This is a genomic window from Sporosarcina ureae, assembly GCF_002082015.1.
Lineage (GTDB): Bacteria > Bacillota > Bacilli > Bacillales_A > Planococcaceae > Sporosarcina > Sporosarcina ureae_A.
This window is the reverse complement of record NZ_CP015109.1, coordinates 2,394,559-2,419,864: the sequence shown is the minus strand read 5'-3', so window position 1 is coordinate 2,419,864 and position 25,306 is coordinate 2,394,559. Positions and strand designations below refer to the sequence as shown.

The following is a 25,306-nucleotide window of genomic DNA, read 5'->3' as shown; positions in this document are numbered from 1 at the left end:
AAGAAAATCAACTGATGGTTGAAGTGAGAAAAAGCAAGATCATCTATTTTTATTATAGATGACCCGCTTTAAATCAAAGAAACCAATTGTTCCACAGACTAAAACGCCTAACCCTAAAAAACCTGTAAAAGCCCAATTATTACCCCAACCATTGATTACACCAATTAAACAACTGAATGCAGTAACCAAAGCTGCGTATTTATCTCTCCATTTATCTAATTTTGAGGATTGTTCATTATCCAAAACAATCAACTCCAATCCTAATAACATTTCTAAAAAACTGGCCCGTTTGGTGCGCAGCGGCTGTTTAGTTTACTAGCCGTTAAATTAACCACGGCTAGTAAACTAACTCAAGGACTCAAACCATATGCAAGATTAAAAATACTAAATAAAATAAACAATACTATTACACTAAGCAATATAGCTTTTATAAAATAAGTCCAACGATCTTTTTCCATCGGCTTTATTTTTTGAATTATTGCGTATAAAAAAAGAATCGCGATTGGAATGATAAAAGCAAAACTAAACCCGTAAGCCCAATTCCTATTCACGTCCCAGCCCTCTGGTATAACAGGTCCGTCATACATATTGTATTTCTCGTGAATATGATGATAACCATAGATGAATACGAAAGTAATAATAAGATAATAGAATGTTACCAATGTTTTCACCCATTTATTATACAGGACATTTCCACTGAACAATAAGGACATAACAAGCAATAAAATGATAATAACTACAAGGAAAATGGTTAACCCCCCAATCCTTTCAAACAATCTTAATTACTGTTTTTTTGCAAAATGGCCCGATTGCAGTACAGACGCAATCTCTTGTATAACAATCGCGCCCAATTGCAGAGTTTACGAGCTTGGCTGATATGATTGTAAAAGAGATAAAAACTTCCCTTTTCTGTATGTATATACAACTGGAATGGAAGTATTCTCTGTCGCTACTTCATCTTCTAACTGTATATGATTCGTATTTATCTTTCTAATAACAAACATATTGCCTTCATATTCGCCTTGGCGAAAGTTGTCTAATGCTACAAAATCGTAGATAAGTTTAAATGTTTCGATGTCCATTATTTCATCTTCGATAAACTTGCGAAAGATATTTGATAAAGTAAAATCATCATTACTCATCACTTCATCACCTCAATATCATAAATTCTTAAATTAAATTATCAAAGTTTATACAATGATTTGGCCCTATTACTGAATTGGTAGCAATCCTTCTTAAGAACAGCCCCCGATTGCTTGCCATTAGTTGCATTATTCTGTTGGCATATAGCCAATTACTTTATTTGTATTCGGATCAACAAGGATTAAAGTTGTTCCAGTTACAGCATTATCTACATCTTCAAAAGAAACGCTTAACACTTCTTTTCCATCATACGCTTTATCTAATAATACATATTTATTATTAATAATTACCTCTTTCACTTTCGCATTTTGAAAGTCATCTTTTGCTTGGTCCTGCCAACCTTCTTCTTTTAAAAATCCCCATGCTGCGGCTTTAGCATCTTCATAGCTATCTGTGTCATTTGAGTTTTCTATCACTGACTTATTTGAACAACCCATAATAAGCATTATTGAAAATAATGCTAATGCAAAATACATGAATTTCAATTTCATTATGCCTTCATCTCCTTGTGAGGTTAGACGGTTTATGGTTAGGCAAGTTACACTATTTGGTCCGTTTGGCGCGTAATGGTTGTTCAGTTAACGTTTCCATTCGCAGAATATCATTATTCCACCTAAGTTACTTATTACTACAGTTGACATTACCAAAGTAAGAACAGCGATGTTGATTGCCTTATAACGAAAAATAGATAATCAACAGTAATAAATTCATGACAATATGTGCAAACATATGCGCAAGCATTGCAAGCTCTAGATTGTGCTTCCAATAAATCCAACCAAAGAACAAGCCACCTATACCATTCAGCAGAATCATTCGGAACCAAATGAATGCGGTCATTTCCGTCATATGTGCGGTTGCGCTATAGTGACCGAACGCAAACATTAATGCGCTAATGAATATAGCAAGGATAAAGATCCAATTAGCAGGTTTTTCCGATTTTCGATTAAATACTTTCCCGAGAATAAAAACCAACAAGCTCATCACACCAAAACGCATGATTAGTTCCTCAACAACCCCTCCGTAGAGTAAAGCCGATATGAAGTGTAGTGCTGTATACGGTTGTAATGTTTCAACTAAGCTATCCGGTAAGAACGGTTGAAAAATATAATCGAATCCAATCATAACGACAGCTGCAACCGAACCTAGTATTATAGCTAGTTTAATACCATTTATCCAATCTGATTTTGACTTTACCCTAGCATGAGGGTGAATAACCACAGATTTCAAACCAACTTTATGAGCTGTGAAAAATCCCACGACAAGAGCTATTATGATGATGATGAAATTGGGAATTACAGCGAGTAAGGCTAAGATTTCAAGTGATACTGAAATTCCCGTCATTCTACTCAATTGCTCTAATTCGGCCGGATTTGTCGATAAAATCGATAGACCAATAAGATAAAGAAAAAACATCGCAACGATACTAACTAAAAGATAAGTTAATAATCCAGTCACGCTTTTTTGCTTGATCATATACAACCTCCTTAATTGTAGTTTGAAAATCCGTAAATTAAGATTTTATAATGTGCACCATTTCGATATGTTTAACTTAACCATATGGACCGCTTTAAGCACAACAATTCTTCAACAACTACACTGATTAATTTACATCCCATTCATTATTTCTTTACACTATCCAACAGAATAAACCCAAATACCACACCAGCTATTGTTTGAATTGGTGAATTACCGGGATAAATTATTTCCGGGACGAATGGAAACATACTCTCTCCTACTGGCGTAAATAGTAATACGCCCATAGAACATACAGCAAGAGACGGCAACCCAATCCCTATGAATGTAGCCCAATCAAAGGTCCATTGTTTATTCTCTTTCATTTCGATTAGAAGATTTGGCAATTTGAGTAGCATTCCAATGCCAATAGGAAATATTGTTGAAAATAACACAAACGATCGTGCATTATAGTTTTTCATATATTCTTGTTTCAACTGGAACTGATAGGTAGCGCCTACATACATAATCATTCCTATACCCATTGTCCATCCGAAGTAATAAATGAACCTTCTCACACAAATCCCTCCTTTTATGAAATGAATCTTCTACTATTTATACGTCCATACAGTGTGAAAATGTTCAACCTACTTGAATACTTACAGGTAAAGTGACTGTGCTTAGACTTTCTGATTCCACTCTTTCAGTTACTATACTACAGGTATACATAAAATCCCAAGAGGCGTTTCGATTATGTTTAGTCAAAAATAACAAGCACCGCTACGCGCGATGCTTGTTCATGTTGCCATTATTCAATTTCATAGATCCATACGTTAGGATGTTTTGTCGTTACTCTTCATTATGCAGCATCCCGTAAAACACGCCTTTTCGTTCCAGCAGTTCTTCGTGACTGCCGGATTCGAGTAGCTCGCCATTTGCCAGTACGAAGATTTTGTCTGCTTGTCTAATGGTGTTCAAACGGTGGGCGATGACGAAGCTTGTTCGTCCTTCCATGAGACGCTCCAACGCTTCTTGAATCGCGAGCTCTGTCACGGTATCGATGCTGCTCGTCGCTTCGTCGAGTAACAGCAAGGTCGGATCCGCCACTAGTGCTCGAGCGATAGATAATAGTTGTTTTTGTCCTTGTGATATCTCTTCGCCACCTGCCGTTAATACCGTGTCATAGCCTGACGGTAGTTTGCAGATGAAGCTGTGGGCGTTGGCCTTTTTGGCGGCTTTTTCTACTTCTTCGTCCGTTGCGTCGAGTCGACCGTAGCGAATGTTTTCGCGCACTGTCGCTTCGAACAAGAACGGATCTTGCAAGACGAAGGCCATTTGACTACGTACCGTATGGCGTGGCAGTTCATTGATCGGGATGCCGTCGAGCAGAATTTGACCGCTATCTACTTCATAAAAACGTGATAGCAATTGCATGATCGTCGTCTTCCCTGCTCCTGTTGCACCAACAAAAGCCGCAGTTTCACCTGATCGAACACGAAAGCTAAGGTTCTTAATAATCGCTTCCTCATCATAGCCAAACGTCACATGGCGGAACTCGACATCGCCATGTACTGTTTCGATTTGCTTCGTTGCTTCATCTTTTTCCACCGGCTCGTCCAGAATAGCAAATACTCGCTCTGCTCCTGCGATGGCGGAGAGGACGGTATTGAATTGATTAGCCAAATCATTTAATGGTCGCGTAAATTGTCTGGCGTACTCACTGAAAATAACAATCGTTCCGACCGTTACGCCGCCAGTTCCTGTCACCGCCAGCAGTCCGCCTACTCCTGCGACGATCGCGAACGACATATTATTGAGCGTGTTCATGACTTTCGGAATGAAACCTGAATACGTCTGTGCCCAGAAACCTGCTGTCCGTAGGCGTTCGCTTTTTCGCGCGAACTCTTCCATAACATTCTGTTCCTGTGAGAATGCTTTGACGACTCGCTGACCCGAAACCGTTTCTTCAATCATGCCATTTAATTCACCAATTGCGCGCTGTTGTTCTTTAAATAATATCCCTGTGCGTCGAGTGATCCAGCGCATAGCAATGAACATGACAGGGACGATGATCATAGTGAGCAACGTCAATAACGGACTGAGATACAGCATAATCGATAGAGTACCGACGAGCGTCAGCACACTGGAAAAAACTTGGATTAATGAGGAATTTAGCGTTTGACTGACATTCTCAATATCGTTCGTCACGCGGCTCATCAATTCACCGTGCTGTCGTTTATCGAAAAATCGGATCGGCAACTTCTGGAGATGGCCAAATAATTGCGTGCGTAGACGATAGACTGTTTGTTGTGCGATGCCGACCATCCAGTAGTTTTGGAAATAGGTAGACAAGGAAAAGCCTGCATACACAAGCAATAATAAACCAATTTGCATACTGAGCCCGTCCACTTTTTTCGGAATAATGAAATGGTCGATCATATTCCCGATCATCAATGGGCCGATTAGCGCTAGGGCTGAACTGATGAAAACGAGTGTCAACACTGTAATCAGTAACCCTCGTTGTTGGTCGATCAAACGCCAAATGCGTGCGAGGACAGATTTCCAATCTCCCGCTTTTTGAACTTTTTTGCGCTCTGCTTTTGATAGGTCTTGTTTTTGGATAATAGGTTCATAGCCGAAAGGTTTTCGCATCATGCCACTCCCCCATTCTGTTGCGATTCCGCAATTTCCCGATAGAAGGCAGACGTTTGAAGTAACTCTTCATGCGTACCATAGCCTACGACCTCACCCTCTGAAACTAATAAAATCGCATCAGCTATTTGAGCGGTTTGAATTTTTTGCGTGACGATCAGCATCGTTGTATCTTCTTCCTGCAATGCGTCCCATAATGACGATTCGGTTTTGACATCGAGCGCGCTCGTACTATCATCCAAAATCAGTAAAGAAGGTTTACGGATCAATGCGCGAGCAATCGATAGACGTTGTTTTTGACCACCCGATAAATTCACGCCGCGCTGCCCGACTCGTGTTGCATAGCCATCGGTAAAATTCATGACAGATGAATGAATTTGTGCTTTTTTAGCGGCCTCTTCGATTTCATTCGTAGTGGCATTCGGCTTGCCCCACGATAGATTTTCAGCGATGGAACCTGTAAAGAGCATCGATTGTTGCGGCACATAGCCGATCATGTTCCGTAATGTATCAAGCGGCCAGTCTGCTAGGTTTTTGCCATCCACCCACACCGTACCTTCCGTCGCTGTGAACATGCGCGGGAGTAGTTGAAGCATTGTGGACTTACCTGAACCGGTAGCCCCCATAATGACGAGTTTCTCCCCTGCAAGCACTTCAAACGACACGTCTCGTAGCACGTCTGCAGTCGTTCCTGGATAACGGAATGATACATGTTCAAACCGAACGGAAGCTGCACCTTGGTGACGATCGGTAGCTATCTCCAGCTGTTCAAGATCATCATCGGCAACTAGCAACTCTTCCATTCGATCAGAAGACGCTTTTGCGCGCGAGAAAATAACAATCAAAAAGGAGAACATGGAAAAAGCGCTTGTCATTCTCATCGTGTAGTTGATGACCGCTACAACGTCCCCGACAGGCATATTGGAGTTGCGGACTTCATCTGCACCGAACCAGAGCACTGCCATGAAACTGACGTTCATGATGAACAATAACACGGGTAAAATTAATTCCATTAAACGCATCGCATGGATACTATCTTTTTTCAGCGCACTTGCCGCTTTGGAAAAACGGTTCGTTTCAAAAACACCTCGTAAATAGGCTTTTATGAGACGAACCGCTTGTAAATTTTCTTGTACGAGTCGATTGACACCGTCCAAACGGCGTTGTACTTGCCCGAATAAACGTATACCTTTGCGTGCCATGCCAACGAGGAATACAGCTAGGAACGGTGCACCGATTAGTAAGAATACCGCAAGTTTCGGACTGACGACGAATGCCATAATCAGACTGCCGAGTGCCATCAACGGCGCGCGAGCCATAATTCGTAACCCCATGAACAACGCAGTTTGGGCAAGCGTCACATCATTTGTCAAACGTGTAATGAGACTTGACGTCGGAAAGCGTAAAAATGCCGCTAGTGAAAACGTCTGGACGCGCTGAAACAAAGCCTGTCTGAGATCATAGCCGAAACTTTGCGCGGCATGTGCAGCGAAATAGGAATTGACGACGCCTGTAAATAACGCGATAAAGGCGAGTGCCATCATGACACTCCCCCATATCAACACGGTGTTCAAGTCTTCTTTCATTATTCCTTCATCTATAATTCTACCGATCAGCAATGGCTGTATTAATTCGACCGATAGTTCAAGTAACATGAGTAGAATGGCGATGAACATTGGCCATTTATAAGGTAGTGCATAGCGGAAAACCGTTTTCATTTCTTACACCCTTTACTTGCTGTCTTTCCTTTCATTATGTCATATAGGAATACAGTGTGTACAGGCGAAAAGCTATACCTCGCTATGGTCGTACTCTTGAATAGAATCAGGGAACGGAGCGCTTTCCTTCTTGCGATTACCTCCGATAGATAACCAGACAACCCCTACCAGCATGATCGCTGCGCCACTTATTTGCCAGACACCCATTGCCTGACCTAGCCAGAAAACGGAAACGATCATCGCCGTAAGCGGTTCGAAGCTAGACAGCACACTCGTTTCAACGGGTGAAATATAATTCATACTTTGCAAGAACATGATGAAGGCGAGCGTTCCCATAATAGTGACGAGTAACAACATACCCATCGCTGGACCGTCAAGCAAAGCACCAAGATTCATGAAGAACATCGGCAAATTGATGACGAATAAAGTCATACCGCCAATGAACATTCCCCAGCCGACGACGAGTAATACTCCCCACTCCGCCATAAGAACTACGGGATATAATGTGTAGAATGTAAAGGCAAATCCTACAATCACACCCCACACAATTGCGGTCGTCCCCAATGAAATACTCGAGAATGAACCGTTTGTTAAAAGTAAAATCAAACCGAATAACGCAACGATCATACCGATCACTTGGCTACCTGGTGGGAAGGATCTTTGTAAAATTGAAAGCAGAATGATAATGTAAACCGGTGCAACGAATTGGAATAATGTAGCCACCACTGCGTCACTATGTGCGATGGTTTGGACGAAGCCGAATTGTACACCGAGCATTCCGACGACACCGAACATCAACATTTTACGTAACCACAACTTTTGTCTCATAGGACGACCTACCTGTATGCCTTTTGCTTTCAATAATAAGAGCAACGCGCCACCCGCGATCGACAAACGAAGGATTAACATCATCGAAACAGACATTTCACTATGGTCCAAAATCCACTCCATCATAGGCCCCGTAGCGCCCCATAAGATCGAACCGATAATAATCATCATAATTCCTTTTAATCGCAACATGATTGATCACCCCTTACTAATTTCTTGTCTTTTTAGTCATATAGTATAAAATTCACATATGAGACATGGACAACACTGAAACTTCATTTATAATAGTTATATAGTAGAATTGGAAAGGAGTACCTATATGCACACAATTCCGTTACCAGAGACTAGCAAACATCAGACATTAGTCGATAGTCTAAGTAAATACCAATTAGTTACACATACGGATGGCGATGGTCTAATCACCTATGCTAACCAAAATTACCTAACTGTCAGTGGTTGGACTCCTAAGCGCATCTTAGGCAAATCTTTCTGGCAAATGTTTTCAGATCAACCTGAAAGCCAAGAAATAGCGAACTCCATTTGGGACTGTTTGCTGTCCGGAAAAACATGGGCGGGTAAAATAGAAAAAATGACTCGTAAAGGTGATTCCTTTTTTGTAAATACACTCGCTGTCCCTACCCTCTCCGATTTCGGAGAACTGCAATCTGTGTTCTTCCTAGAACTAGATATCACAGAAGATGTTCGCTTGCAAGAACGCTTAGGAGACATTGCATTCATTGATGTAGAAACCGGACTTATGAGCCGTCACAAGCTAGAACAAGTAGTAAATGAATCCATCGCAAATGCTAGCCATTTTTCATTTGTCTATTTGACGATTGATCATTACTTCACTATGAAAGAGCTGCAATCCCAAGAATCTGAGACGCAGCTTATTCAAGAATTCACCAACCGATTAAAACGCTACTTCCAGGATAATCCGATTGCGCGGATCGATACGAATAGCTTTGTTGTACTGACAGCTTTCGGTGATTGGTATATTCAAGGTTTCTATGATTTCTTAAAGCAACAGCCAATCTACCTCAGCCACAATGCGCAAACCATTTCGATCAGTGGCGGGATTGTCCGTTTCCCTGAAGACCAGAAAACCTATTCGCAACTATACAAAGTCGCGATGACTGCCGCAAATGATGTCATTAGTCAAGGTGGTGGACGGATTGCTTCACTGTCTGCTGAGTCCCATAAAATTCTGAATCGACGTTTGGAAATTGATCGCAAGATGCTAACGGCGCTTGATCGCAATTCATTGCATGTAGCGTATCAGCCACAATACGATGTGGCCAGCGAGAAAATCACTTGCTACGAAGCACTCGTTCGTTGGGAAGATGAAGACCTTGGCGTCATCAGCCCTGACGAATTAATTCCGATTGCAGAAGAAAATGGTTTGATTGAAGAAGTCGGTGCATATGTGGCCGAAGAGGCGATGACGTTCGTAACGAAATGGCATCGTGCAGGGAATGAAATGAATATTTCCATCAACTCTTCTATTCGTGAATCTTTGAATCCACAATGGAAAGACCGATTAATCTCCATCTTGAATCAAACCGGTTGCCCGGCAGATAAAGTGCAACTTGAATTCACCGAGAAATTCGCGCTTAAAGCGGAAGAAGAACAATCCGTGCTGGCACAAATGTCCGAACTACAAAACCTCGGTTTTCAGTTCACTCTCGATGATTTCGGATCAGGATACGCATCGTTGCGCTACTTGCAACACTTGCCGATCTCCAGCGTCAAAATAGACCGCGTCTTTATCGATACGTTGTTGAGCAATCCGAAGACGCAGAAATTGATCGAAGGACTGATCCAACTTTCCAAAAAAATTAACTTATATACCATTGCAGAAGGCGTTAGCAATGAACAACAATTTGAGTTGCTGAAAGAAATGGGCATCGATGCTATGCAAGGTCACTTCATCGGCATGCCGATGCCCGCCGAGCACATCGAAATTAAATAAAGTATCGCTATCAAATTAGATGGAGCTCCTTTCGTAAAGAAAGGGCTCCATTTTTGTCTATCTTATTCAATTGGGGTATGTCTTAGTGCGTTTGATTACAGCTTACTGTACGGGGGGTGAAAAGACAACCTTTTTTGATTGGTGTGCGGTAGGGGGTTGGGTGGTTGGGTGGGTAGTTGGGGTGGGTTGATTGAGCGTATAGCGGGTGCGATTGAGCGATTGGCTGGGCTGATTGAGCGGATTGCGATGGCTATAGAGCGTTTGGCTTGCTTGATTGAGCGGATCTCGACTGGGACAGAGCGCTTGGGCCACTTTATTGAGCGGATTCGAACGTGACCGCGGTTGGCCCATCGACTTGCTTCATTGGACGGACAGCGGGTGCGATTGAGCGGATAGCGATGGTTATAGAGCGTTCGGCTGGCTTGATTGAGCGGAATTCGACTGAGATAGAGCGCTTGTGGCGTTATATAGAGCGGACAGCGTGACCCATAGAGCGTTTAAGTTAGTTCATTGAGCGAGATGAGATGGCGCGGGTTGATACAGTGTTTTAGACAACACATAGAGCGCTCGCGAAGATGGATTGAGCGGGTAGCGACGGCTATAGAGCGTTTGGCTGGCTTGATTGAGCGGAACCCGACTGGGATAGAGCGCTTGGGCCACTTTATTGAGCGAATCCGAACGTGACCGCGCTCGACCAGCTTCATTGAGCGCATTGCGACCGCCATAGAGCGCTCAGGCAAAATAAATGAGCACCCACCAATAAATGTGAGCGCTCAAGCTTTGCTTTTCAATTGATTCAACGGATAGTTCTTTCTAACGTATTCAGCGGTGTGAATTGGTCTAATGTGTAGCTGTTTACTTCATTTACGGAAATCGTGTAGAGGGAATTACCGCTATATACCAGACGTTGGATTTCTTTTTCCCAGTCCATGTAGTCATTCGTCATGGGTTTGGTCAGATCGGCGGTTTGGACGATGCCGTGTTCTGCTGTGATTTCGTAGATCATGGCGCCAGTGCTTTGGAGATTCAGGATGTTTTCACGCTGGGATTGCGCATACACTGAGATCGAGAAGCCGAATAGGTTTCGTGTTGGGTGGATGAACAGTGCGTGATGGTCGTGTTGGACTGATGAATAGGTCCCTTGCCCGCCGATGATTTCAGAAGCGGTTTCTTTTGGATTTGCAAAGTCTGTCACGTCGAACACGGAGATTTTCATGCCGCCTGTTTGGATGATGGGTGCGCCACCTTGTGGATTTTTCTTCGCGATGGTTTCATAGCCGAAGCCGATTAAGTGGCCTTCGTCAAGTGGATGCAAATAGTTGCTGAAGCCTGGTATTTTTAGTTCGCCGAGTACTTTTGGGTTAGTCGGGTCCGCAACGTCCATGACGAATAGCGGATCTGTTTCACGGAACGTGACCATATACGCTTTGTCTCCTAGGAATCGTGCGGAGTAAATGCGTTCATTGACTGCTAGATTTTCGACTGAACCGACTTGCTTCATGTTTTCGTCGAGGATGAATAAATGGTTCTTCGCTTTATTGCGTTCGTCCCACAGATTGCCTTCTGTTGTGACTGTCCGGAAATAGCCGTTGTGCTCATCCATGGAAAACTGATTTAAGATGGTCCCTTTTAGTTGAGCGGTTTGCAGGAAATGCACATGCGTTTTCTCGAGGCTGAATTTGAATACTTCACTAGTGCTTTGCTGATTGTCTTGGTAGTTTGTAGACGTCAAGTATAGATGATCTGCAGACATGTACAGTTGTTCACCGCTGCCGAGATATGCTTTTGTATCTACTCCACCTCGTTCTCCTGATTCGATATCGAGTGTCGTAATGACCGAGTAGGAAGGTTCCATCGCGCCTGGCAAAATGGAAATTTTATCGAGTGCTAGTGGCTGAACTTGTTGATTGGATGCGGAATCATAGACTGTTGGTAGTAGCTGATCTTCTGCTGGAGTTGGATGATCGTACCAGAGAAATGGTTGATTATTCGTGACCATATAGACGAATTGGCCGATTTTACGTGTGCCGATGACGTAGCCTTCTGCCCCTGTTTCGCGAATGAGTTTCGGATTCGTGCGGTCCGTGACGTCATATACACGGATAACGGAAAGTTGCTGCATCGGCATGATCCGATCTTCTGTTATTTTCATATCCATATTGGACGTTGGTGCGTCTAGATTTTGGCCACCGATGACTACGACTTTGTCTTGATCTACATACAGTTGGTTTGCATAGAATCCATCGGTGAAGTCGGTCTTGCTGGCCCGGACCATCTCGTTTGGATTTCGTATATCCGTGATCATAAGTCCATCACCATTTAAGACGTCGTATAGGAAATCGCCGTCTGTTTTGACAGTGTCGGCTTCATCTACACCCGCTACTTGCTGGTTGGTTTGTGAATGGTCGACACCGCTACCAGAAGCTTTGTCTTCCGAAGAAGACTCTTCCATAATTTCACTGCGTCCTTGAGGTTTCACTCGTTCAAAGAAGTTCTCGATCTTCTTAATAGACGTGACGGGCTGTACGGATTCGAGGACGGTGAATGAAAGCGCTTGGTTTGCTGCGCGTTCCCAGATGCCAAAACTATTCGCTGGAACATGCAATGTATAGTTTCCGGGTTGCAACTCCCCTACTTGCAATGACGTCTTTCCATTTCCGTACGCAAGCTTGGCCGGTGTCTTCTCCTTATTTTTCGTCACGTAAAACTGTGAAGCGTCCACGTTTCCTTTCACAGGGTCTGTAAAGTAGACGTGTAGTGACTGACCCGCGAGCACAGACTTTGTTGATGTGACGCCTACTTTTGGCCAGAATAAAAAACTGATCAGCACAAGCACTCCGATCGTTCCAGCTACCCCCAACACAATGAGCCATTTACCTGTATTCATGATGTTCATCTCCTTTTATTTACTATGTAGTAGAGTAGACTGAAATTTTTCAGTTTCGTTACATCCTATGTAAAAAAGCTAAAACCACTCTTTTTATAGAGTGATTTTAGCTACGTTATAGCTTCTTCCATTGTCTGTCGCCTTTATCATTATGGATGGATTGTCCCGTATGAAATAGATTCTCTAGTTCTAGTTCATCTAGATAGCCTTTCAATTCAAGCATGATGTGATTGGTGTTGATCGTCTCCTTGTTGAGAAGATTCACATCTACTGCGAGCGGTACTTTCATTTTTTGTCCCGGTTCGATTTCCAATCCAAGGTCCGTTGAGTACTTGAAAGGGTTCTCTGCCCAACCTTTTTCTAGTTTCACTTCGAAACTGAAGGTTAATGTAGGCTGGTGAATCACCCTATTGGTGTCATTATTTATTTCAATTAAGTATTCGACTTTTCCATCGTCTAACGGTTTTTCTTGTAACACCTTGAGTTGTAAATTTTCTAGATCTTCATAGAGACCTACAGCAGGTACAACCTTTTCATTTTCTGTATTCGATTCTTGCAATAATGGTAACACGAGTAGCAAAAACATCACGGTGACTGTCGCAACTACACTCCAGATTACTATACTCTGTTTTTTTCTACGGGGTTGGATTCTATTGTCTTGCTTGTCGCTTCGGTCTTTTTTGTGTTCGCTCATCGTATTCCCTCCTCTCTGCTACATTTCTAATGATATTTTGCGGTAGTAAATTACTATATGCAATAGATGTCTAGTATCGAATTGGTTTTGAACCATTTTTTCATTACAGAAAAAGGAAGAGCAGAAAAATCGCTCTCCCTTTTATTATTTACACGCTAACAATCGATAATTCTTTCAGCTGTTGAATCGCTTGTTCAATCAATTCAACTTTCTGTACGAGGGCGAGGCGGACGTAACCTTTCCCTGCGGTACCGAAGATGCTACCGGGGACTATGACCACGCCTGTTTGTTTGATGACTTCGAAGACGAATTCTATGTCGTCGATTTCATAGGGATACTTCGCCCAGACGAACATACCGCCTTCAGATGGAGTCGTTTCCCAGCCTAATGATGCGAGGCCGTCCATTAACGCGTGGTGGCGTTTAGAGAACTCCGCGCGTAGACGGTTGGTGATTTCCTCCCCGTTATCAAGCGCCACAATGGCCGCTTCTTGGATTGGGCCGAATGTTCCATAGTCGAGGTTGGATTTTAGTTCGCGTAGCACTTTGATCATTTCAGTATTACCGACGAAGTACGCGATCCGTGCGCCTGCCAAGCTGAAGCTTTTTGATAGCGAGTTGATTTCCAAACCGACTTCCATTGCGCCAGGCGTTGTGAGGAAACTCGCTGGACGGTCGCCTGTGAAATAGTATTCCGAATACGCTGCGTCATGAAGCACGATGATTTCGTGTTTTTTTGCGAACGTTACGACTTCTTCGAAAAAAGCTTCATTTGGCATAGCGGGTACTGGATTTCCTGGTAGGTTGAGGATCAATAATTTAGTTTTTTTCAGCACATCTTCCGGGACTTCATTCAGATTAGGCAAGAAGTCGTTTTCCGCAAGTAATGGCATGTAATAAGGCACTGCGCCTGCTAGTTTGATTCCTGCGTCATAAGCGACATAGGCAGGATTCGTTGTCAGGACGTAATCTCCTTCGTCGCAAAATGCGAACGGTAAATGGACGAGACCTTCCTGCGAACCCATTGTCTGCAAGATTTCTGTATCGGGATTGATGGTGACACCTGTGCGTCGTTTGTAATAATTCGCGACGGCTTCATGGAATCGCTTCGTTCCTCCCAGTGTGTAACCGTAAGATGAGGCTAACGCGCTTTGCTCAGACAATGCTTGACGCACACGCTCGTCAGGCGGAAGGTCCGGGCTACCGAGACTCAAATCGATGACTTGCGCACCTGTTGCTTTTTTTAACTCGGCGGCTGCTTTTAAGTCACCAAAGATCGCTGGTGAGAATATAGACATTTTTTGGAAGGTTGAAAATTCACGAAGACACGCTCCTTAGCTGTTATATAGTACTTCACGACTTTATTATAACACGCAAAAAGAATGCTTGGATTAATTTTATACCAGACCTTTTCATGTTTGTTCATGAGTAATCGGGGAATACTTTTGGTAACTATGCACGGAGGAGGATACGACATGAGTAAAAATCGATACGAAAAAATGGATGACAACATACCAGGACAAACACAATCTACACAGCCTGGCGTGGAGGAAGAAATGAATCCCGCGCCAATTTATGATGATCCTAATTTTACAGGTGCAGATAAATTGAAAGGAAAAACCGCATTGATCACGGGCGGTGACAGTGGAATTGGTCGCGCTGTCGCGGTGTCCTATGCGAAAGAAGGTGCGAACGTCGCCATCGCCTATTTGGCTGATCAGGAAGATGAAGATGCCGACAAAACGATTGCTTTAATTGAGAAATATGGTGGGAAAGCGAAGAAGTATCAGACTGATATTAGTAGCGATGACAACTGTAAACAACTAATCCGCCAAGTAATAGAAGACTTCGGCGAGCTCAATATACTCGTTAACAATGCCGGTAAACAATTTCCGCAAACCTCGATCGAAGACATTACGGAAGAACAGTTGAAGGAAACGTTTGAAACGAACTTCTTCGGCTTGTTCTTTATGTCAAAAGCAGCCCTTGCGCATATGAAAAAAGGCGACTGCATCGTCAACACTTCTTCGATTACAGCTTATAACGGCTCGCCTGGATTGCTTGATTACTCCGCAACAAAAGGAGCTATCACAAGCTTTACCCGTTCATTGGCCTTAAATGTATCGGACAAAGGAATTCGTGTCAACGCAGTGGCACCAGGACCGATCTGGACACCGCTCATCCCTGCTACATTCGACGCGAAAAAGGTGGATGAACATGGTGCAGACACACCGATGAAACGCCGTGGACAGCCTGCTGAGAACGCACCCGCTTATGTATTCTTGGCTTCACAGGACTCGAGCTATATGACGGGACAGACGATACACGTCGATGGCGGTGACTTTGTTGGGTCTTAATTAGTACGACCACGCTTATACTCTCAAAATAAGAAATTCCACGCGAAAAAGCGATGCAGTAAGCCATGAGGCTTACCGCATCGCTTTTATTCCTCAAACGGCCACTTAGGCAACATACGATTCAATTTCTTATCACTACGCTCTCCAAGCACATATTCCGCCTGCATGATCGTATGGATTTCTCGCGTGCCCTCGTAAATAACGGGCGCCTTCGAATTGCGTAAATACCGTGCAACTGGATATTCATCCGAATAGCCGTACGCGCCATGGATTTGCACAGCGTCATCTGCTGCTTGGTTGGCAAAATCACATGCTTGCCATTTCGCGAGTGACGTCTCGCGTGTATTGCGAACACCGCTATTCTTCAACTCACCTGCGCGATAGACGAGAAGACGGCTCATTTCATAACCCGCTTCCATCTTCGCCAGCATTTGCTGAACTAGTTGATGTTCACCTATTTTCTTGCCGAATGTTTCACGCGTTGTAGCATACTTTACACTCGCTTCAAGACAGGCGTACAACAAGCCGACCGCTCCTGCCGCCACGGTGAAGCGGCCGTTATCTAGCGCAGCCATCGCAATCTTGAATCCTTCGCCTTCTTCGCCTAGTAAGTTGGCAGCCGGTACGCGCACGTCTTCAAAGAACAGCTCGCCCGTGTTACCAGCACGAATGCCGTACTTCCCTTTGATTGCCTTTGATGAAAATCCAGGCATACTTCGCTCTACAATAAACGCGCTAATGCCATGGTGCTTCTTTGATTTATCCGTGTAAGCAAAAACGAGAAAGTTATCTGCTGAATCGCATAATGAAATCCACGTTTTCTGCCCGTTCAATACATAGTCATTGCCGTCACGAACTGCAGTCGTCTGAATGGCGGAAACATCTGAGCCAGCGCCTGGTTCCGTCAAACCGAATGCGCCGATTTTTTCGCCCTTTGCTTGCGGCATCAAATACTTTTGCTTCTGCTCTTCTGTTCCCCACTGCATTAGCGTCATGCAATTCAAACCGATGTGTACGGAAACCGCGGTACGAAAAGCTGTGTCTCCACGTTCAAGTTCTTCGCATAAAATCGCCAAAGCATTATAATCCATCCCACTGCCACCGTACTTTTCTGGTACACATACGCCCATGAATCCGAGATCTGCAAGCCGTTTCCAAATTCCTTTGTCAAAACTTCCCTCTGCATCCCATTTCGCAATATGCGGCATAATTTCCGCATCTACAAACTGTCTTGCCGTCTGTCGCAACATGTTCTGTTCATCTGTAAATGTAAAGTCCATCTTCGTGTCCTCCTTTACAATGAAACTAGGCTTTTTCGATGCGTGCGTTCACCGCAATTTGCCCTACTGGTATGCGGTATACACGATTATACAACTGTCGATAAAACTTACGGAACTGACGCTCGTTTAATGCGGGCAGTGCTGACGTAGTCATTAATAATAACGGGTGCTTGAAATTGGTTAACTTCACCGTTGGATCCAGCGTCAGTCCATTGCGTTCATAAAATGCGATACGTCGTGTCCGAATCGATAATTCCTCTTCATTTCGGGAAAAGTCGGGGTCTTCCACTTCAAGTAAAATTCCCGCTGGCGATAACGCATCCAGACGACGAAGCATGACGCTGCCTAATCCATATGAACGGAATTCCGGTGCTATTGCCAAGTAAAGTACGTGAATACCGCCATATTTCGGGATTTCCTGATAGATAGCATAGCCGTAAATGTTGATGCCGTCCGTCAAATAGACTGCACGCAAAATATTTTTCTTCAGTGCTTTGCGCATAATCGGGAACGGAATATGATCGAGAAATCCAAAGTCTTCTAGCACAAATTTAAATAATCTGTTCAACGTCCGTCGATTCGTTGCGAGATGCTGTAATCCCATCTGTGATGTATTTAATGTTTGGTGTTGCATAGTACTTCACTCCTTAGACATACGAGGAGATGGTCTGTTGAGATCTAAATCCACGCTTTCCTACCAGTATATACTGTATCAGGCCTGTTGTACGTCAATAACCACTCCACGTTTCTTCATTTCCGCGATATACAGTTCGCCAGGCACAATATTTTCCGGTGGATAAGCACCTCTTTTTGTGATAACTCCGTTGCCGATCATTTGCGCTACGACAGAAATAGTGTTGGCCGTCGCAAGTGCCATAGCGGTTTCGTTCGTATTCTGATCCTTTTCCGTAATCATATTAAACGTGACCGTCTGCGGCTGTTCGTCTTTCGTACCGCTCACTATGACGCGAAGTAAGACAGCGTCCGATTTGTCTCTCAGGTGCAATTGCGGTGTCAAATGAGCGAGCATGACGTCGCGCACACGTAACGGTCTACCATCTACCTGAATAGTAGAATCTCTAGACAGTAAACCGAGATCAACTAATAGCCGCGCCTTTTCAGCATGACCCGGATAGCGGATTGTCTTGTATTCTAGCGTGTCGACGGTAGGGAATGAGTCGAGCATCGTCGACGTACCACCTGACGTATGGAAGGCCTCCATTTCGCCATAGCCATCGAATTCTAGCGTTTCGATTTCCGATAATGAAGGCAATTCCTTCACTTCACCATTTCGCATAACGCGCGATGAATCGGTATAATGATCGAATAATCCTTCCAACGAAAAGACAACGTTATAATCCAGTGGTGGCTCGGGTTTAACCGGAACTCCGCCTACGTACAGTTTAATCGACTTCGTTTCGTCGAGTAACGACGCACCGTATCCTGACAGAATATTAATCATACCGGGTGCTACACCGAGATCTGGAATCAATGTCACACCTTTTGCGGCAGCCCGTTCATTTAATGCAAGCACTTTTTCCGTTGCGCCACCGATATGTCCGCCTAGGTCGACAACATGTACGCCTCGCTCTACTGCACAGCGGGCGACCGCTTCATTGAAAGTATAAAACAGTGCGTTGACGACGATATCTCCAAGCCCGATAACGTCGCTCAGTTGCTCTTCATTCGTCGCATCGAGTAATAAAATATCGAGCTTTTCATTCATTAGTTCTTCAGCGAAATCTTCCGCCTGCCGAATCGCGCGGTCTGCGAGATACACTTTTCTCACTTCGTCTTGCTTGACTAAATCACGCACAACTTCTTTTCCCATTAATCCTGCACCTAATACCACAACTTTCATCTGCTCATCCCTTCTTCCTGTGAATTCATTCCGTATCGATTTGCGCACGTTGTAACTTGCCGCTGTAATCGACGTAAATGCTCTTCCATTCCGTAAAGACATCGAGCGCCGCAACTCCAGAGTCACGATGACCGTTCCCCGTTCCCTTCGTTCCACCAAACGGCAAATGAATTTCCGCACCCGTTGTCCCTGCATTGATATAGACAATACCTGTATCTAAATCACGTTGTGCGCGGAACACGTTATTGACGTCTTGCGAGAAAATAGAACTGGACAAGCCATATGCAACGCTGTTATTCACTTCGATCGCTTCGTCCAGACTGCTGACCGTAATCAATGACACTACCGGGCCGAAAATTTCTTCCTGTGCGAGTCGGCTATCCCATGCGACATCCGTAAACAATGTAGGTTCAATATAATGTCCAGTAGCGAATCGGCCTTCATTCAGCACCTGTCCACCCGCCACTAGACTTGCACCTTCCTCTTTGCCAATTTCAATATAGCGTTGGATTTTCTCCAGCGCTTTTTCATTGATCACCGGACCGACTTTCACGGTTTCGTCCAGTCCGTCGCCCATCGTCAGGTCTTTCATGCTTTCTAGCAGACGTTTTTGCAACTCTTCTTTTACATCTTGATGAACGATGACCCGACTACAAGCTGTACAGCGTTGTCCTGCCGTTCCAAATGCGCTCCATAAAATACCTTCTACCGCTAGCTCGATATCTGCATCTTCCAGCACGATGACCGCGTTCTTGCCGCCCATTTCAAGGGACACTTTCTTCAAGTGACGTCCGCCTAATTCCGCCACGTGTCGACCTGTTTCCGTCGAGCCAGTAAACGAAATAACGCGTACGTCGGGATGTTCGATTAGCGCAGTACCAACGTCTGATCCTGAACCAAAGACGATATTCGCCACGCCATGCGGCAAACCAACCTCTTCAAAAATCAATGCCATTTCATATGCCATCATCGGAGTTTCCGTCGCCGGTTTCCAAATGAATGTATTCCCTGCCACCATCGCCGGAAACGATTTCCACGTAGCAATCGCAATAGGGAAATTCCACGGCGTAATCAAGCCGACCACGCCAATCGGTGCACGAACGCTCATCGCGAATTTATCTTGCAACTCCGACGGAACGGTTTCACCAAACAACCGTCGACCCTCACCAGCCATGTAAAACGCCATGTCGATTCCCTCTTGCACTTCACCACGCGCCTCTTCTATTACCTTACCCATTTCCTTCGTCAACACGTGCGCTAAATGTTCTTTCTTATCTTTCATTATACGGCCAATTTCATAGAGATAGTCCGCACGCTTAGGCGCCGGCACCAAAGCCCACTTCCTTTGCGCCCTCTTCGCCGCAGTCACCGCCTGCCCCACTTCATCCTCGGTCGACAAAGGCACCTGCGCCAACTCTTCCCCATTCGCTGGATTCAATACAGCGGTATAACTAGCGGCTTCCTTCTGCCAAACACCATCAATATAATTCGTCAGCTTCATCAAAACTACTCCTCTCTACTCCATATAGTTTTCGTAAGTAATCCCTATTAGAATTGTTCGACAATATATCATCCTATTCCTCTTTAGCTAGACATATTCGGGAAAAATGAACTTGATGGGCAAGAATGGGTGACAGGCTTAGAGCGCTTGACTCATTTCATAGAGCGGTTAAACGGGCTGATAGAGCGCTCTAGTGCGATCATAGAGCGACTATTAGAGATGTATGAGCGGATGTCGTGGAAGTATGAGCGCGTAGATGAAAGTATGAGCGTTTCTCCCCCTAAAGAAAACGATACTAGATGATCGTAAGGGGAAGGCAATGTCGTCATGCAGATCAAGCCCTACTGCTCACCAATGCCAAAAACCGCCACAGCAAGTCGGAACTTCCAACTCGCCGTGACGGCCTACATGCATTACAGCAAATACCAAATATAATGTGCTTCCTCATGACTACCAGGCGTAAGCGCCACGCTCTTCGGATAACTCATCTTCTCCACAGCCATCTCCATCAACTTACTTACATGTGGATTCAACTGCTCTGCCTTAGCAAACAACTCCAAAGCACGTTCCGAAGACTTCCCTTTCGCACGCTCCATCTCCACTAACCAAGACAAATACCAATACGTTGCATCGCTTTCAGAAACTTCTGCACTCGCTTCCAAAACCTGGGCCGCTTGATCTATCTCTCCTTGGTGAATCAATGAAGAAATCGCCAAGTACCGTGCACTTTGATGATCATAGAGGTCGAGCGACAGCAGGCGCAACAACGTCTCGCTCGCTTCAACAAAACGATCTTGCTCATAGAGCCATACACCGTACTGCATCAAACTACGTAAATACGGACGATTCGGTGCAAACTTCCACGCATCTTCCGCACGGTTGTCAAACTGTTTGTCACCAGAGAATATAGCTTGCTTAAAGAACTTCTCCTGCTCGTCCTTCGAATCTGTCAGCTCCGCTTGAAGTAATAACGCATCGACATTCGTTGGGTCCGCGCCATAAGCACCTACCGCGAAGTCATGTCGCTGTTCGACCGTTTCGGCATTGTACGCCATATAACCAAGCATTTGCGCTTCTTGTTGCTGGTTTTCCGGCTCGAACGGTTGCTGAATAGCTTCTTGAATATATGCTTGCGCTTCTTCAAATGAATCGAAGTTATGCTTTTGCGTCAACATATGCACTTGCCAGTTCATTTGCTCAGACGGCAGTGGATTGGTACCGATATGATACGCTTCACCGGTCTTCCCTTCTGCCATCATTTTCTCAAGGTCTTTAATCTTCTCTAGCAAAATATCCGTATGCTTTCGGAATGAAGAAACAGACACGTCAAATAGTTTCCCTACTTCCGCTTGCGTATACGTATTCGGCATCATATTCGTGTCGACCGCCAATTGGAACGCTGCCGCGGCGAGTACTTCCGGCTTACGGAACTTCGGATTTTGATCGGTAAAGTAGTATGCCATCAAGGACAGTACCATTTCATACGCGCCCGGATATAGCTCTTCCTTTTCGAGTTGAGCATCCAGAATTTCTATTACTTCACGTTGTAATGGTGTAAAGTTTTGCTCGACTACGTCAGATAATGTCTGAACGTCGAGTTTGCAAACGACTTCGTAAATGTCGACAAGATGCTTCTTGAAGAAATCAAAGCTATTCTTTTCTTCACTCGTTTCAGCTAGATCTTGCACACGCGTCAATAGTTCATCACTCATATGCTTATTCACTGCGATGGCAGAAATCGGCATGACCCAGCGCTCATCATTGCGCATCTCTTCCAATACGATGGCAATGATAGCGCGAACGTCTTCAGGCTCGCCTGCTTCTCTTGCTAATAAATACTCGCCATCTCCAAGAATCTCTTTCATATGATAAACTTCTTTATCCGCCTTCGTTACTTCTGCGAACGTAATGAAAGCATTCTGCCAGCTCTTCAATATAGCTCGTACCGCTCTATTTTGCGTACGGTTCAGCGCTTTTACGAGGTGGCGTCTCCATAGATCTTTGCGGACGATGAAGAAATAATAATCGCTGACATTCGTCACGAGTTCCTCTTCTTCCATCCACTCACCTAGACGCCCTGCCCATTCTTTCAGCAATCCTTCCAATGATTGAATCTCAGCAGGAGATAATGTAGTTTCATAATAGCTGTTTAATACTTTCTTCAGTTCTTCTTGTACTATGTTTGTGCCCGGCATATCTGTTTTGCCGCAGCAGTTCTCTACGATTTCCCCACTTCCGCATGGGCATTTTTCTTTATTCCCTATCACATCGAACACAACCTTTTCTTTTTACTATACCATACTAAAAAGAAGCTCCGCATGCATAGTAGCATACGAAACTTCTTATTCTACTTTTCGGACTGTTCCTTCACCCCATTAATAGACGGTGAAGTAGGTGGCATAACCCGTTTAATGAACAACGAGAGAATCAATGCGAAGACTGTAATCACTGTCGAAACAAAGAACGCGTGATTGACACCGTCGAGCATCGCCATACGTTCAATCTCTTCTGTCATAGTGGACACATCGACTCCAGATGCGGCTAAATCCTTTGCTTGCGCCATTGCCGATGCATCCAATCGTTTGGTCATGAGTGTCAATAGCAATGCCGAACCAATTGCACCAGAAACTTGTTGCAATGTGTTATTCATGGCGGTACCATGCGGGTTCGAGATCATCGGCAACGAGTTCATTCCGTTTGTCATAACTGGCATCATGACCATGGACATGCCGAACATACGGAACGTATAGACTGCCATTAAATAATAATAACCTGTATCCATCTGTAACTGGCTCATTAAATATGTACCAATTACGGAAATAATCAGTCCTGTGTAGACTAATATTCGCGGACCGTATCTATCGAATAAACGGCCCGTAATAGGCGACATGATGCCCATTAAAACTGCACCTGGCAACATCAGCAATCCTGCATCTAGCGGTGAAATGCCTCGGACATTTTGCACATATAACGGTGTCAAAATCATTCCGGAAAACATCGCTACTGCCAGCACCATAGATATGACGGAAGCAAGTGCAAACATCGGATGTTTGTAAATTCGAAAATCGAGCATCGGCTCTTTCATACGTAGTTGTCTTACTATAAATAATACAAGGGCTACCGTTCCAAGCGCGATCATGCCATAGACGAGCGGGGAACTCCAACCTTTTTCACCTGCAGAACTGAAACCGTACAGCAAACCACCAAAACCGATCGTCGATAATACTAACGACAGGAAATTGATGCGTACATCACGATTCGGCGTAATGTTTTTAAGTTTAAAGATAGCGAGAACTAATGTTAATACGGAAATCGGCAAGACAATCTCAAACAATGTCCGCCACGAATAATTTTCTACTACCCAGCCGGATAAAGTCGGTCCAATTGCCGGTGCCGTGAACATGACGAGACCAAACATACCCAGTGCCGCTCCCCGCTTTTCAATCGGGAAAGCCGTCAACATGACATTCATTAGTAACGGCATCATCAGTGCGGAACCAGATGCCTGGATCATACGTGCGACTACTAGCAAAGAAAATGTCGGTGCGACGATTGCGATCAACGTCCCTAATGAAAAGAGCACCATCGCTGTAATAAAGATTCTTCTATTGGTAAACTTCTGTATAAAAAACGCACTTGCCGGAATCATAATCCCGTTGACCAGCATATAACCAGTCGTCAGCCACTGAACGGCTGATGGCGTGATCGAGAACTCTTCCATAATGACCGGTAATGCGATATTCAGCAACGTATTATTCAAGATCGCTACAAATGCACCAATGAACAATATGGCAATGATGCCATAAGGCGGTTTTTCATGCATTTTTTTAATTTCTAATGATTCTACCATTTTACCCTCCTATAACCTATATAAAATATGTCAGAAGTATATTTTATACCGCCAGTACATTTATTACAACTAATACATTTTAAAATATTTAAAAGCTTGATATGACAATATTTTAAGATTAGTATATAAAGTGTACACGCAGTATAAAAAATAAAATTACAGGTGATTCTCTATGAACGACCGCAAAAGACACGTATTGCTTATCGCGAAACAATTATTCATCGACAAAGGCTTTCATGCGACATCCATTCAAGACATTTTGGATGCAGCACAAATTTCAAAAGGCACGTTCTATAATTATTTTTCTTCTAAAAACGAATGTCTAATGGCCATATTACGCGATGCCTATTATATAAGTTTCTTACGAAGAAATGAGCTGGCGATCGGTAAAGATCTTACAGACCCCGCCTTACTTTCTGCACAAATTGAAATTCGTTTAACAACGAACCGGGAACAAAACTTGCTACCGTTGTTTGAAACTATCGTGCATTCCCCTGACGACGAGCTACGTCAATTCGTCAAACAGATGCATTTCCGGGAACTGGCATGGATTGCGAAACGACTCGTTAACGTCTACGGTGAAGAAATAAAACCTTACGCTTACGATTGTGCGTCGCTGCTTTTCGGCTTCATCCAACACGCACTCAGCGTCTGGAAAAGTTCCACTACCGAACACATGGACACGATGAAACTAGTCGAGTTCGTTATGCAACGAATGGAAGTCATCGTGCCGGACATCATCGAACGAGACGCACGCTTCCTGTCGCAGAACTTACTAGAAGACATGTTAGCAGCCGCAGAGTTTTATCCGATGACACGCGAAGTGTTGATCGAGAGTTTGCAAAAATTCATTGACGAGTTACCGGAAGAAGAAAGTCAAGGATCGTTATACAGCCAATTTTTAGTAGACGAGCTATCATCTGATCCACCTCGACTGTATTTACTCGAATCCGTCGTACGCTCATTTCGCGAAGCCTTCGAAGGCTCCGAACTGCAGCTACAGGCAATCGAATTATCCGCAGCAGTTTGGCTGTTCATCCATAAATCTCAATAACAACAAAAGAGACTAGCAAAGTCGGCATGTACGACTTTGCTAGTCTCTTTTTCGATTG

Annotated in this window: 22 protein-coding genes; 5 read left to right on the top strand and 17 right to left on the bottom strand. The window is 44.1% G+C overall.

Going from position 1 to position 25,306, the window contains the following annotated elements:
• Nucleotides 1-39: 39 nt before the first annotated feature.
• The 8 genes from SporoP17a_RS11905 to SporoP17a_RS11865 form a co-directional block, all read right to left on the bottom strand.
• A complete protein-coding gene (locus SporoP17a_RS11905) occupies nucleotides 40-243 on the bottom strand; it encodes a hypothetical protein (protein WP_237262319.1) in 204 nt (67 codons plus the stop codon).
• A 617-nt stretch (nucleotides 244-860) separates the two neighbouring features.
• A complete protein-coding gene (locus tag SporoP17a_RS11895; RefSeq protein WP_083034873.1) occupies nucleotides 861-1,142 on the bottom strand; it encodes a hypothetical protein in 282 nt (93 codons plus the stop codon).
• Nucleotides 1,143-1,271: 129 nt separating this feature from the next.
• Complete coding sequence (locus SporoP17a_RS11890) at nucleotides 1,272-1,634, bottom strand: hypothetical protein (protein ID WP_083034872.1); 363 nt, start codon at nucleotides 1,632-1,634, stop codon at nucleotides 1,272-1,274.
• Nucleotides 1,635-1,815: 181 nt separating this feature from the next.
• On the bottom strand, nucleotides 1,816-2,616 hold the full coding sequence (locus SporoP17a_RS11885; protein ID WP_083034871.1) for a CPBP family glutamic-type intramembrane protease: 801 nt from the start codon (nucleotides 2,614-2,616) through the stop codon (nucleotides 1,816-1,818).
• A 146-nt stretch (nucleotides 2,617-2,762) separates the two neighbouring features.
• A complete protein-coding gene (locus tag SporoP17a_RS11880; RefSeq protein ID WP_083034870.1) occupies nucleotides 2,763-3,173 on the bottom strand; it encodes a hypothetical protein in 411 nt (136 codons plus the stop codon).
• Between the two features lie 271 nt (nucleotides 3,174-3,444).
• The gene (locus SporoP17a_RS11875; protein WP_083034869.1) at nucleotides 3,445-5,250 is read right to left on the bottom strand and encodes an ABC transporter ATP-binding protein; all 1,806 of its coding nucleotides are present in this window, start codon (nucleotides 5,248-5,250) and stop codon (nucleotides 3,445-3,447) included.
• Nucleotides 5,247-6,965, bottom strand: coding sequence for an ABC transporter ATP-binding protein (locus tag SporoP17a_RS11870; RefSeq protein ID WP_083034868.1), 1,719 nt, complete (start codon nucleotides 6,963-6,965; stop codon nucleotides 5,247-5,249). Before SporoP17a_RS11870 ends, SporoP17a_RS11875 begins: the two co-directional genes overlap by 4 nt.
• 72 nt (nucleotides 6,966-7,037) lie before the next feature.
• Nucleotides 7,038-7,985 (bottom strand): DMT family transporter, encoded by a 948-nt coding sequence (locus tag SporoP17a_RS11865; RefSeq protein ID WP_083034867.1) that lies wholly within the window; start codon nucleotides 7,983-7,985, stop codon nucleotides 7,038-7,040.
• Nucleotides 7,986-8,112: 127 nt separating this feature from the next.
• On the opposite strand from SporoP17a_RS11865, the gene SporoP17a_RS11860 reads away from it, so the two are divergent.
• The 3 genes from SporoP17a_RS11860 to SporoP17a_RS16790 all read left to right on the top strand — a co-directional run bounded on the left by SporoP17a_RS11860 (nucleotide 8,113) and on the right by SporoP17a_RS16790 (nucleotide 10,250).
• A complete protein-coding gene (locus SporoP17a_RS11860; protein ID WP_083034866.1) occupies nucleotides 8,113-9,765 on the top strand; it encodes a sensor domain-containing protein in 1,653 nt (550 codons plus the stop codon).
• A 168-nt stretch (nucleotides 9,766-9,933) separates the two neighbouring features.
• Nucleotides 9,934-10,101 (top strand): hypothetical protein, encoded by a 168-nt coding sequence (locus tag SporoP17a_RS16795; protein WP_156890567.1) that lies wholly within the window; start codon nucleotides 9,934-9,936, stop codon nucleotides 10,099-10,101.
• Nucleotides 10,098-10,250: a hypothetical protein gene (locus SporoP17a_RS16790; RefSeq protein WP_156890566.1), complete on the top strand. Its 153-nt coding sequence runs from the start codon at nucleotides 10,098-10,100 to the stop codon at nucleotides 10,248-10,250. Before SporoP17a_RS16795 ends, SporoP17a_RS16790 begins: the two co-directional genes overlap by 4 nt.
• Nucleotides 10,251-10,561: 311 nt before the next feature.
• Here SporoP17a_RS16790 and SporoP17a_RS11855 read toward each other — a convergent pair whose 3' ends face one another.
• The 3 genes from SporoP17a_RS11855 to SporoP17a_RS11845 form a co-directional block, all read right to left on the bottom strand.
• A complete protein-coding gene (locus SporoP17a_RS11855) occupies nucleotides 10,562-12,652 on the bottom strand; it encodes a beta-propeller domain-containing protein (RefSeq protein WP_167693423.1) in 2,091 nt (696 codons plus the stop codon).
• Nucleotides 12,653-12,767: 115 nt separating this feature from the next.
• Nucleotides 12,768-13,346 carry a hypothetical protein gene (locus SporoP17a_RS11850; protein WP_083034864.1) on the bottom strand — a complete coding sequence of 193 codons (579 nt, stop codon included), beginning with the start codon at nucleotides 13,344-13,346 and terminating at the stop codon, nucleotides 12,768-12,770.
• 148 nt (nucleotides 13,347-13,494) lie between these two features.
• Nucleotides 13,495-14,643: an aminotransferase class I/II-fold pyridoxal phosphate-dependent enzyme gene (locus SporoP17a_RS11845; RefSeq protein WP_083034863.1), complete on the bottom strand. Its 1,149-nt coding sequence runs from the start codon at nucleotides 14,641-14,643 to the stop codon at nucleotides 13,495-13,497.
• A gap of 177 nt (nucleotides 14,644-14,820) precedes the next feature.
• Here SporoP17a_RS11845 and SporoP17a_RS11840 point away from each other — a divergent pair, with 177 nt between their 5' ends.
• The gene (locus tag SporoP17a_RS11840) at nucleotides 14,821-15,702 is read left to right on the top strand and encodes an SDR family oxidoreductase (RefSeq protein ID WP_083034862.1); all 882 of its coding nucleotides are present in this window, start codon (nucleotides 14,821-14,823) and stop codon (nucleotides 15,700-15,702) included.
• Nucleotides 15,703-15,788: 86 nt separating this feature from the next.
• On the opposite strand, the gene SporoP17a_RS11835 is transcribed toward SporoP17a_RS11840, so the two are convergent.
• From SporoP17a_RS11835 to SporoP17a_RS11810, 6 genes are all read right to left on the bottom strand, one after another.
• Nucleotides 15,789-16,982 carry an acyl-CoA dehydrogenase family protein gene (locus SporoP17a_RS11835; protein ID WP_083034861.1) on the bottom strand — a complete coding sequence of 398 codons (1,194 nt, stop codon included), beginning with the start codon at nucleotides 16,980-16,982 and terminating at the stop codon, nucleotides 15,789-15,791.
• A gap of 25 nt (nucleotides 16,983-17,007) precedes the next feature.
• A complete protein-coding gene (locus tag SporoP17a_RS11830) occupies nucleotides 17,008-17,616 on the bottom strand; it encodes a GNAT family N-acetyltransferase (RefSeq protein WP_083034860.1) in 609 nt (202 codons plus the stop codon).
• Between the two features lie 78 nt (nucleotides 17,617-17,694).
• Nucleotides 17,695-18,843 carry a saccharopine dehydrogenase family protein gene (locus tag SporoP17a_RS11825; protein WP_083034859.1) on the bottom strand — a complete coding sequence of 383 codons (1,149 nt, stop codon included), beginning with the start codon at nucleotides 18,841-18,843 and terminating at the stop codon, nucleotides 17,695-17,697.
• A 25-nt stretch (nucleotides 18,844-18,868) separates the two neighbouring features.
• Complete coding sequence (locus SporoP17a_RS11820; protein WP_083034858.1) at nucleotides 18,869-20,344, bottom strand: aldehyde dehydrogenase family protein; 1,476 nt, start codon at nucleotides 20,342-20,344, stop codon at nucleotides 18,869-18,871.
• A gap of 413 nt (nucleotides 20,345-20,757) precedes the next feature.
• Nucleotides 20,758-22,611, bottom strand: a complete 1,854-nt coding sequence (locus tag SporoP17a_RS11815; protein ID WP_083034857.1) for a tetratricopeptide repeat protein — start codon at nucleotides 22,609-22,611, stop codon at nucleotides 20,758-20,760.
• Between the two features lie 80 nt (nucleotides 22,612-22,691).
• Entirely contained in the window at nucleotides 22,692-24,194 is a 1,503-nt protein-coding gene (locus SporoP17a_RS11810) for a DHA2 family efflux MFS transporter permease subunit (protein ID WP_083034856.1), read from the bottom strand.
• 172 nt (nucleotides 24,195-24,366) lie between these two features.
• Between SporoP17a_RS11810 and SporoP17a_RS11805 the strand changes: the two genes are divergently transcribed.
• Entirely contained in the window at nucleotides 24,367-25,248 is an 882-nt protein-coding gene (locus SporoP17a_RS11805) for a TetR/AcrR family transcriptional regulator (RefSeq protein ID WP_083034855.1), read from the top strand.
• Nucleotides 25,249-25,306: the final 58 nt, after the last annotated feature.

Coding starts and splice junctions, on each gene's coding strand:
- SporoP17a_RS11845 (WP_083034863.1), bottom strand. CDS start 14,643: ATGTCTATATTCTCACCAGCGATCTTTGGTGACTTAAAAGCAGCCGCC.
- SporoP17a_RS11860 (WP_083034866.1), top strand. CDS start 8,113: ATGCACACAATTCCGTTACCAGAGACTAGCAAACATCAGACATTAGTC.
- SporoP17a_RS11875 (WP_083034869.1), bottom strand. CDS start 5,250: ATGATGCGAAAACCTTTCGGCTATGAACCTATTATCCAAAAACAAGAC.
- SporoP17a_RS11820 (WP_083034858.1), bottom strand. CDS start 20,344: ATGAAGCTGACGAATTATATTGATGGTGTTTGGCAGAAGGAAGCCGCT.
- SporoP17a_RS11870 (WP_083034868.1), bottom strand. CDS start 6,965: ATGAAAACGGTTTTCCGCTATGCACTACCTTATAAATGGCCAATGTTC.
- SporoP17a_RS11895 (WP_083034873.1), bottom strand. CDS start 1,142: ATGAGTAATGATGATTTTACTTTATCAAATATCTTTCGCAAGTTTATC.
- SporoP17a_RS11885 (WP_083034871.1), bottom strand. CDS start 2,616: ATGATCAAGCAAAAAAGCGTGACTGGATTATTAACTTATCTTTTAGTT.
- SporoP17a_RS11840 (WP_083034862.1), top strand. CDS start 14,821: ATGAGTAAAAATCGATACGAAAAAATGGATGACAACATACCAGGACAA.
- SporoP17a_RS11865 (WP_083034867.1), bottom strand. CDS start 7,985: ATGTTGCGATTAAAAGGAATTATGATGATTATTATCGGTTCGATCTTA.
- SporoP17a_RS11835 (WP_083034861.1), bottom strand. CDS start 16,982: ATGGACTTTACATTTACAGATGAACAGAACATGTTGCGACAGACGGCA.
- SporoP17a_RS11830 (WP_083034860.1), bottom strand. CDS start 17,616: ATGCAACACCAAACATTAAATACATCACAGATGGGATTACAGCATCTC.
- SporoP17a_RS11805 (WP_083034855.1), top strand. CDS start 24,367: ATGAACGACCGCAAAAGACACGTATTGCTTATCGCGAAACAATTATTC.
- SporoP17a_RS11810 (WP_083034856.1), bottom strand. CDS start 24,194: ATGGTAGAATCATTAGAAATTAAAAAAATGCATGAAAAACCGCCTTAT.
- SporoP17a_RS11855 (WP_167693423.1), bottom strand. CDS start 12,652: ATGAATACAGGTAAATGGCTCATTGTGTTGGGGGTAGCTGGAACGATC.
- SporoP17a_RS11890 (WP_083034872.1), bottom strand. CDS start 1,634: ATGAAATTGAAATTCATGTATTTTGCATTAGCATTATTTTCAATAATG.
- SporoP17a_RS11825 (WP_083034859.1), bottom strand. CDS start 18,843: ATGAAAGTTGTGGTATTAGGTGCAGGATTAATGGGAAAAGAAGTTGTG.
- SporoP17a_RS11850 (WP_083034864.1), bottom strand. CDS start 13,346: ATGAGCGAACACAAAAAAGACCGAAGCGACAAGCAAGACAATAGAATC.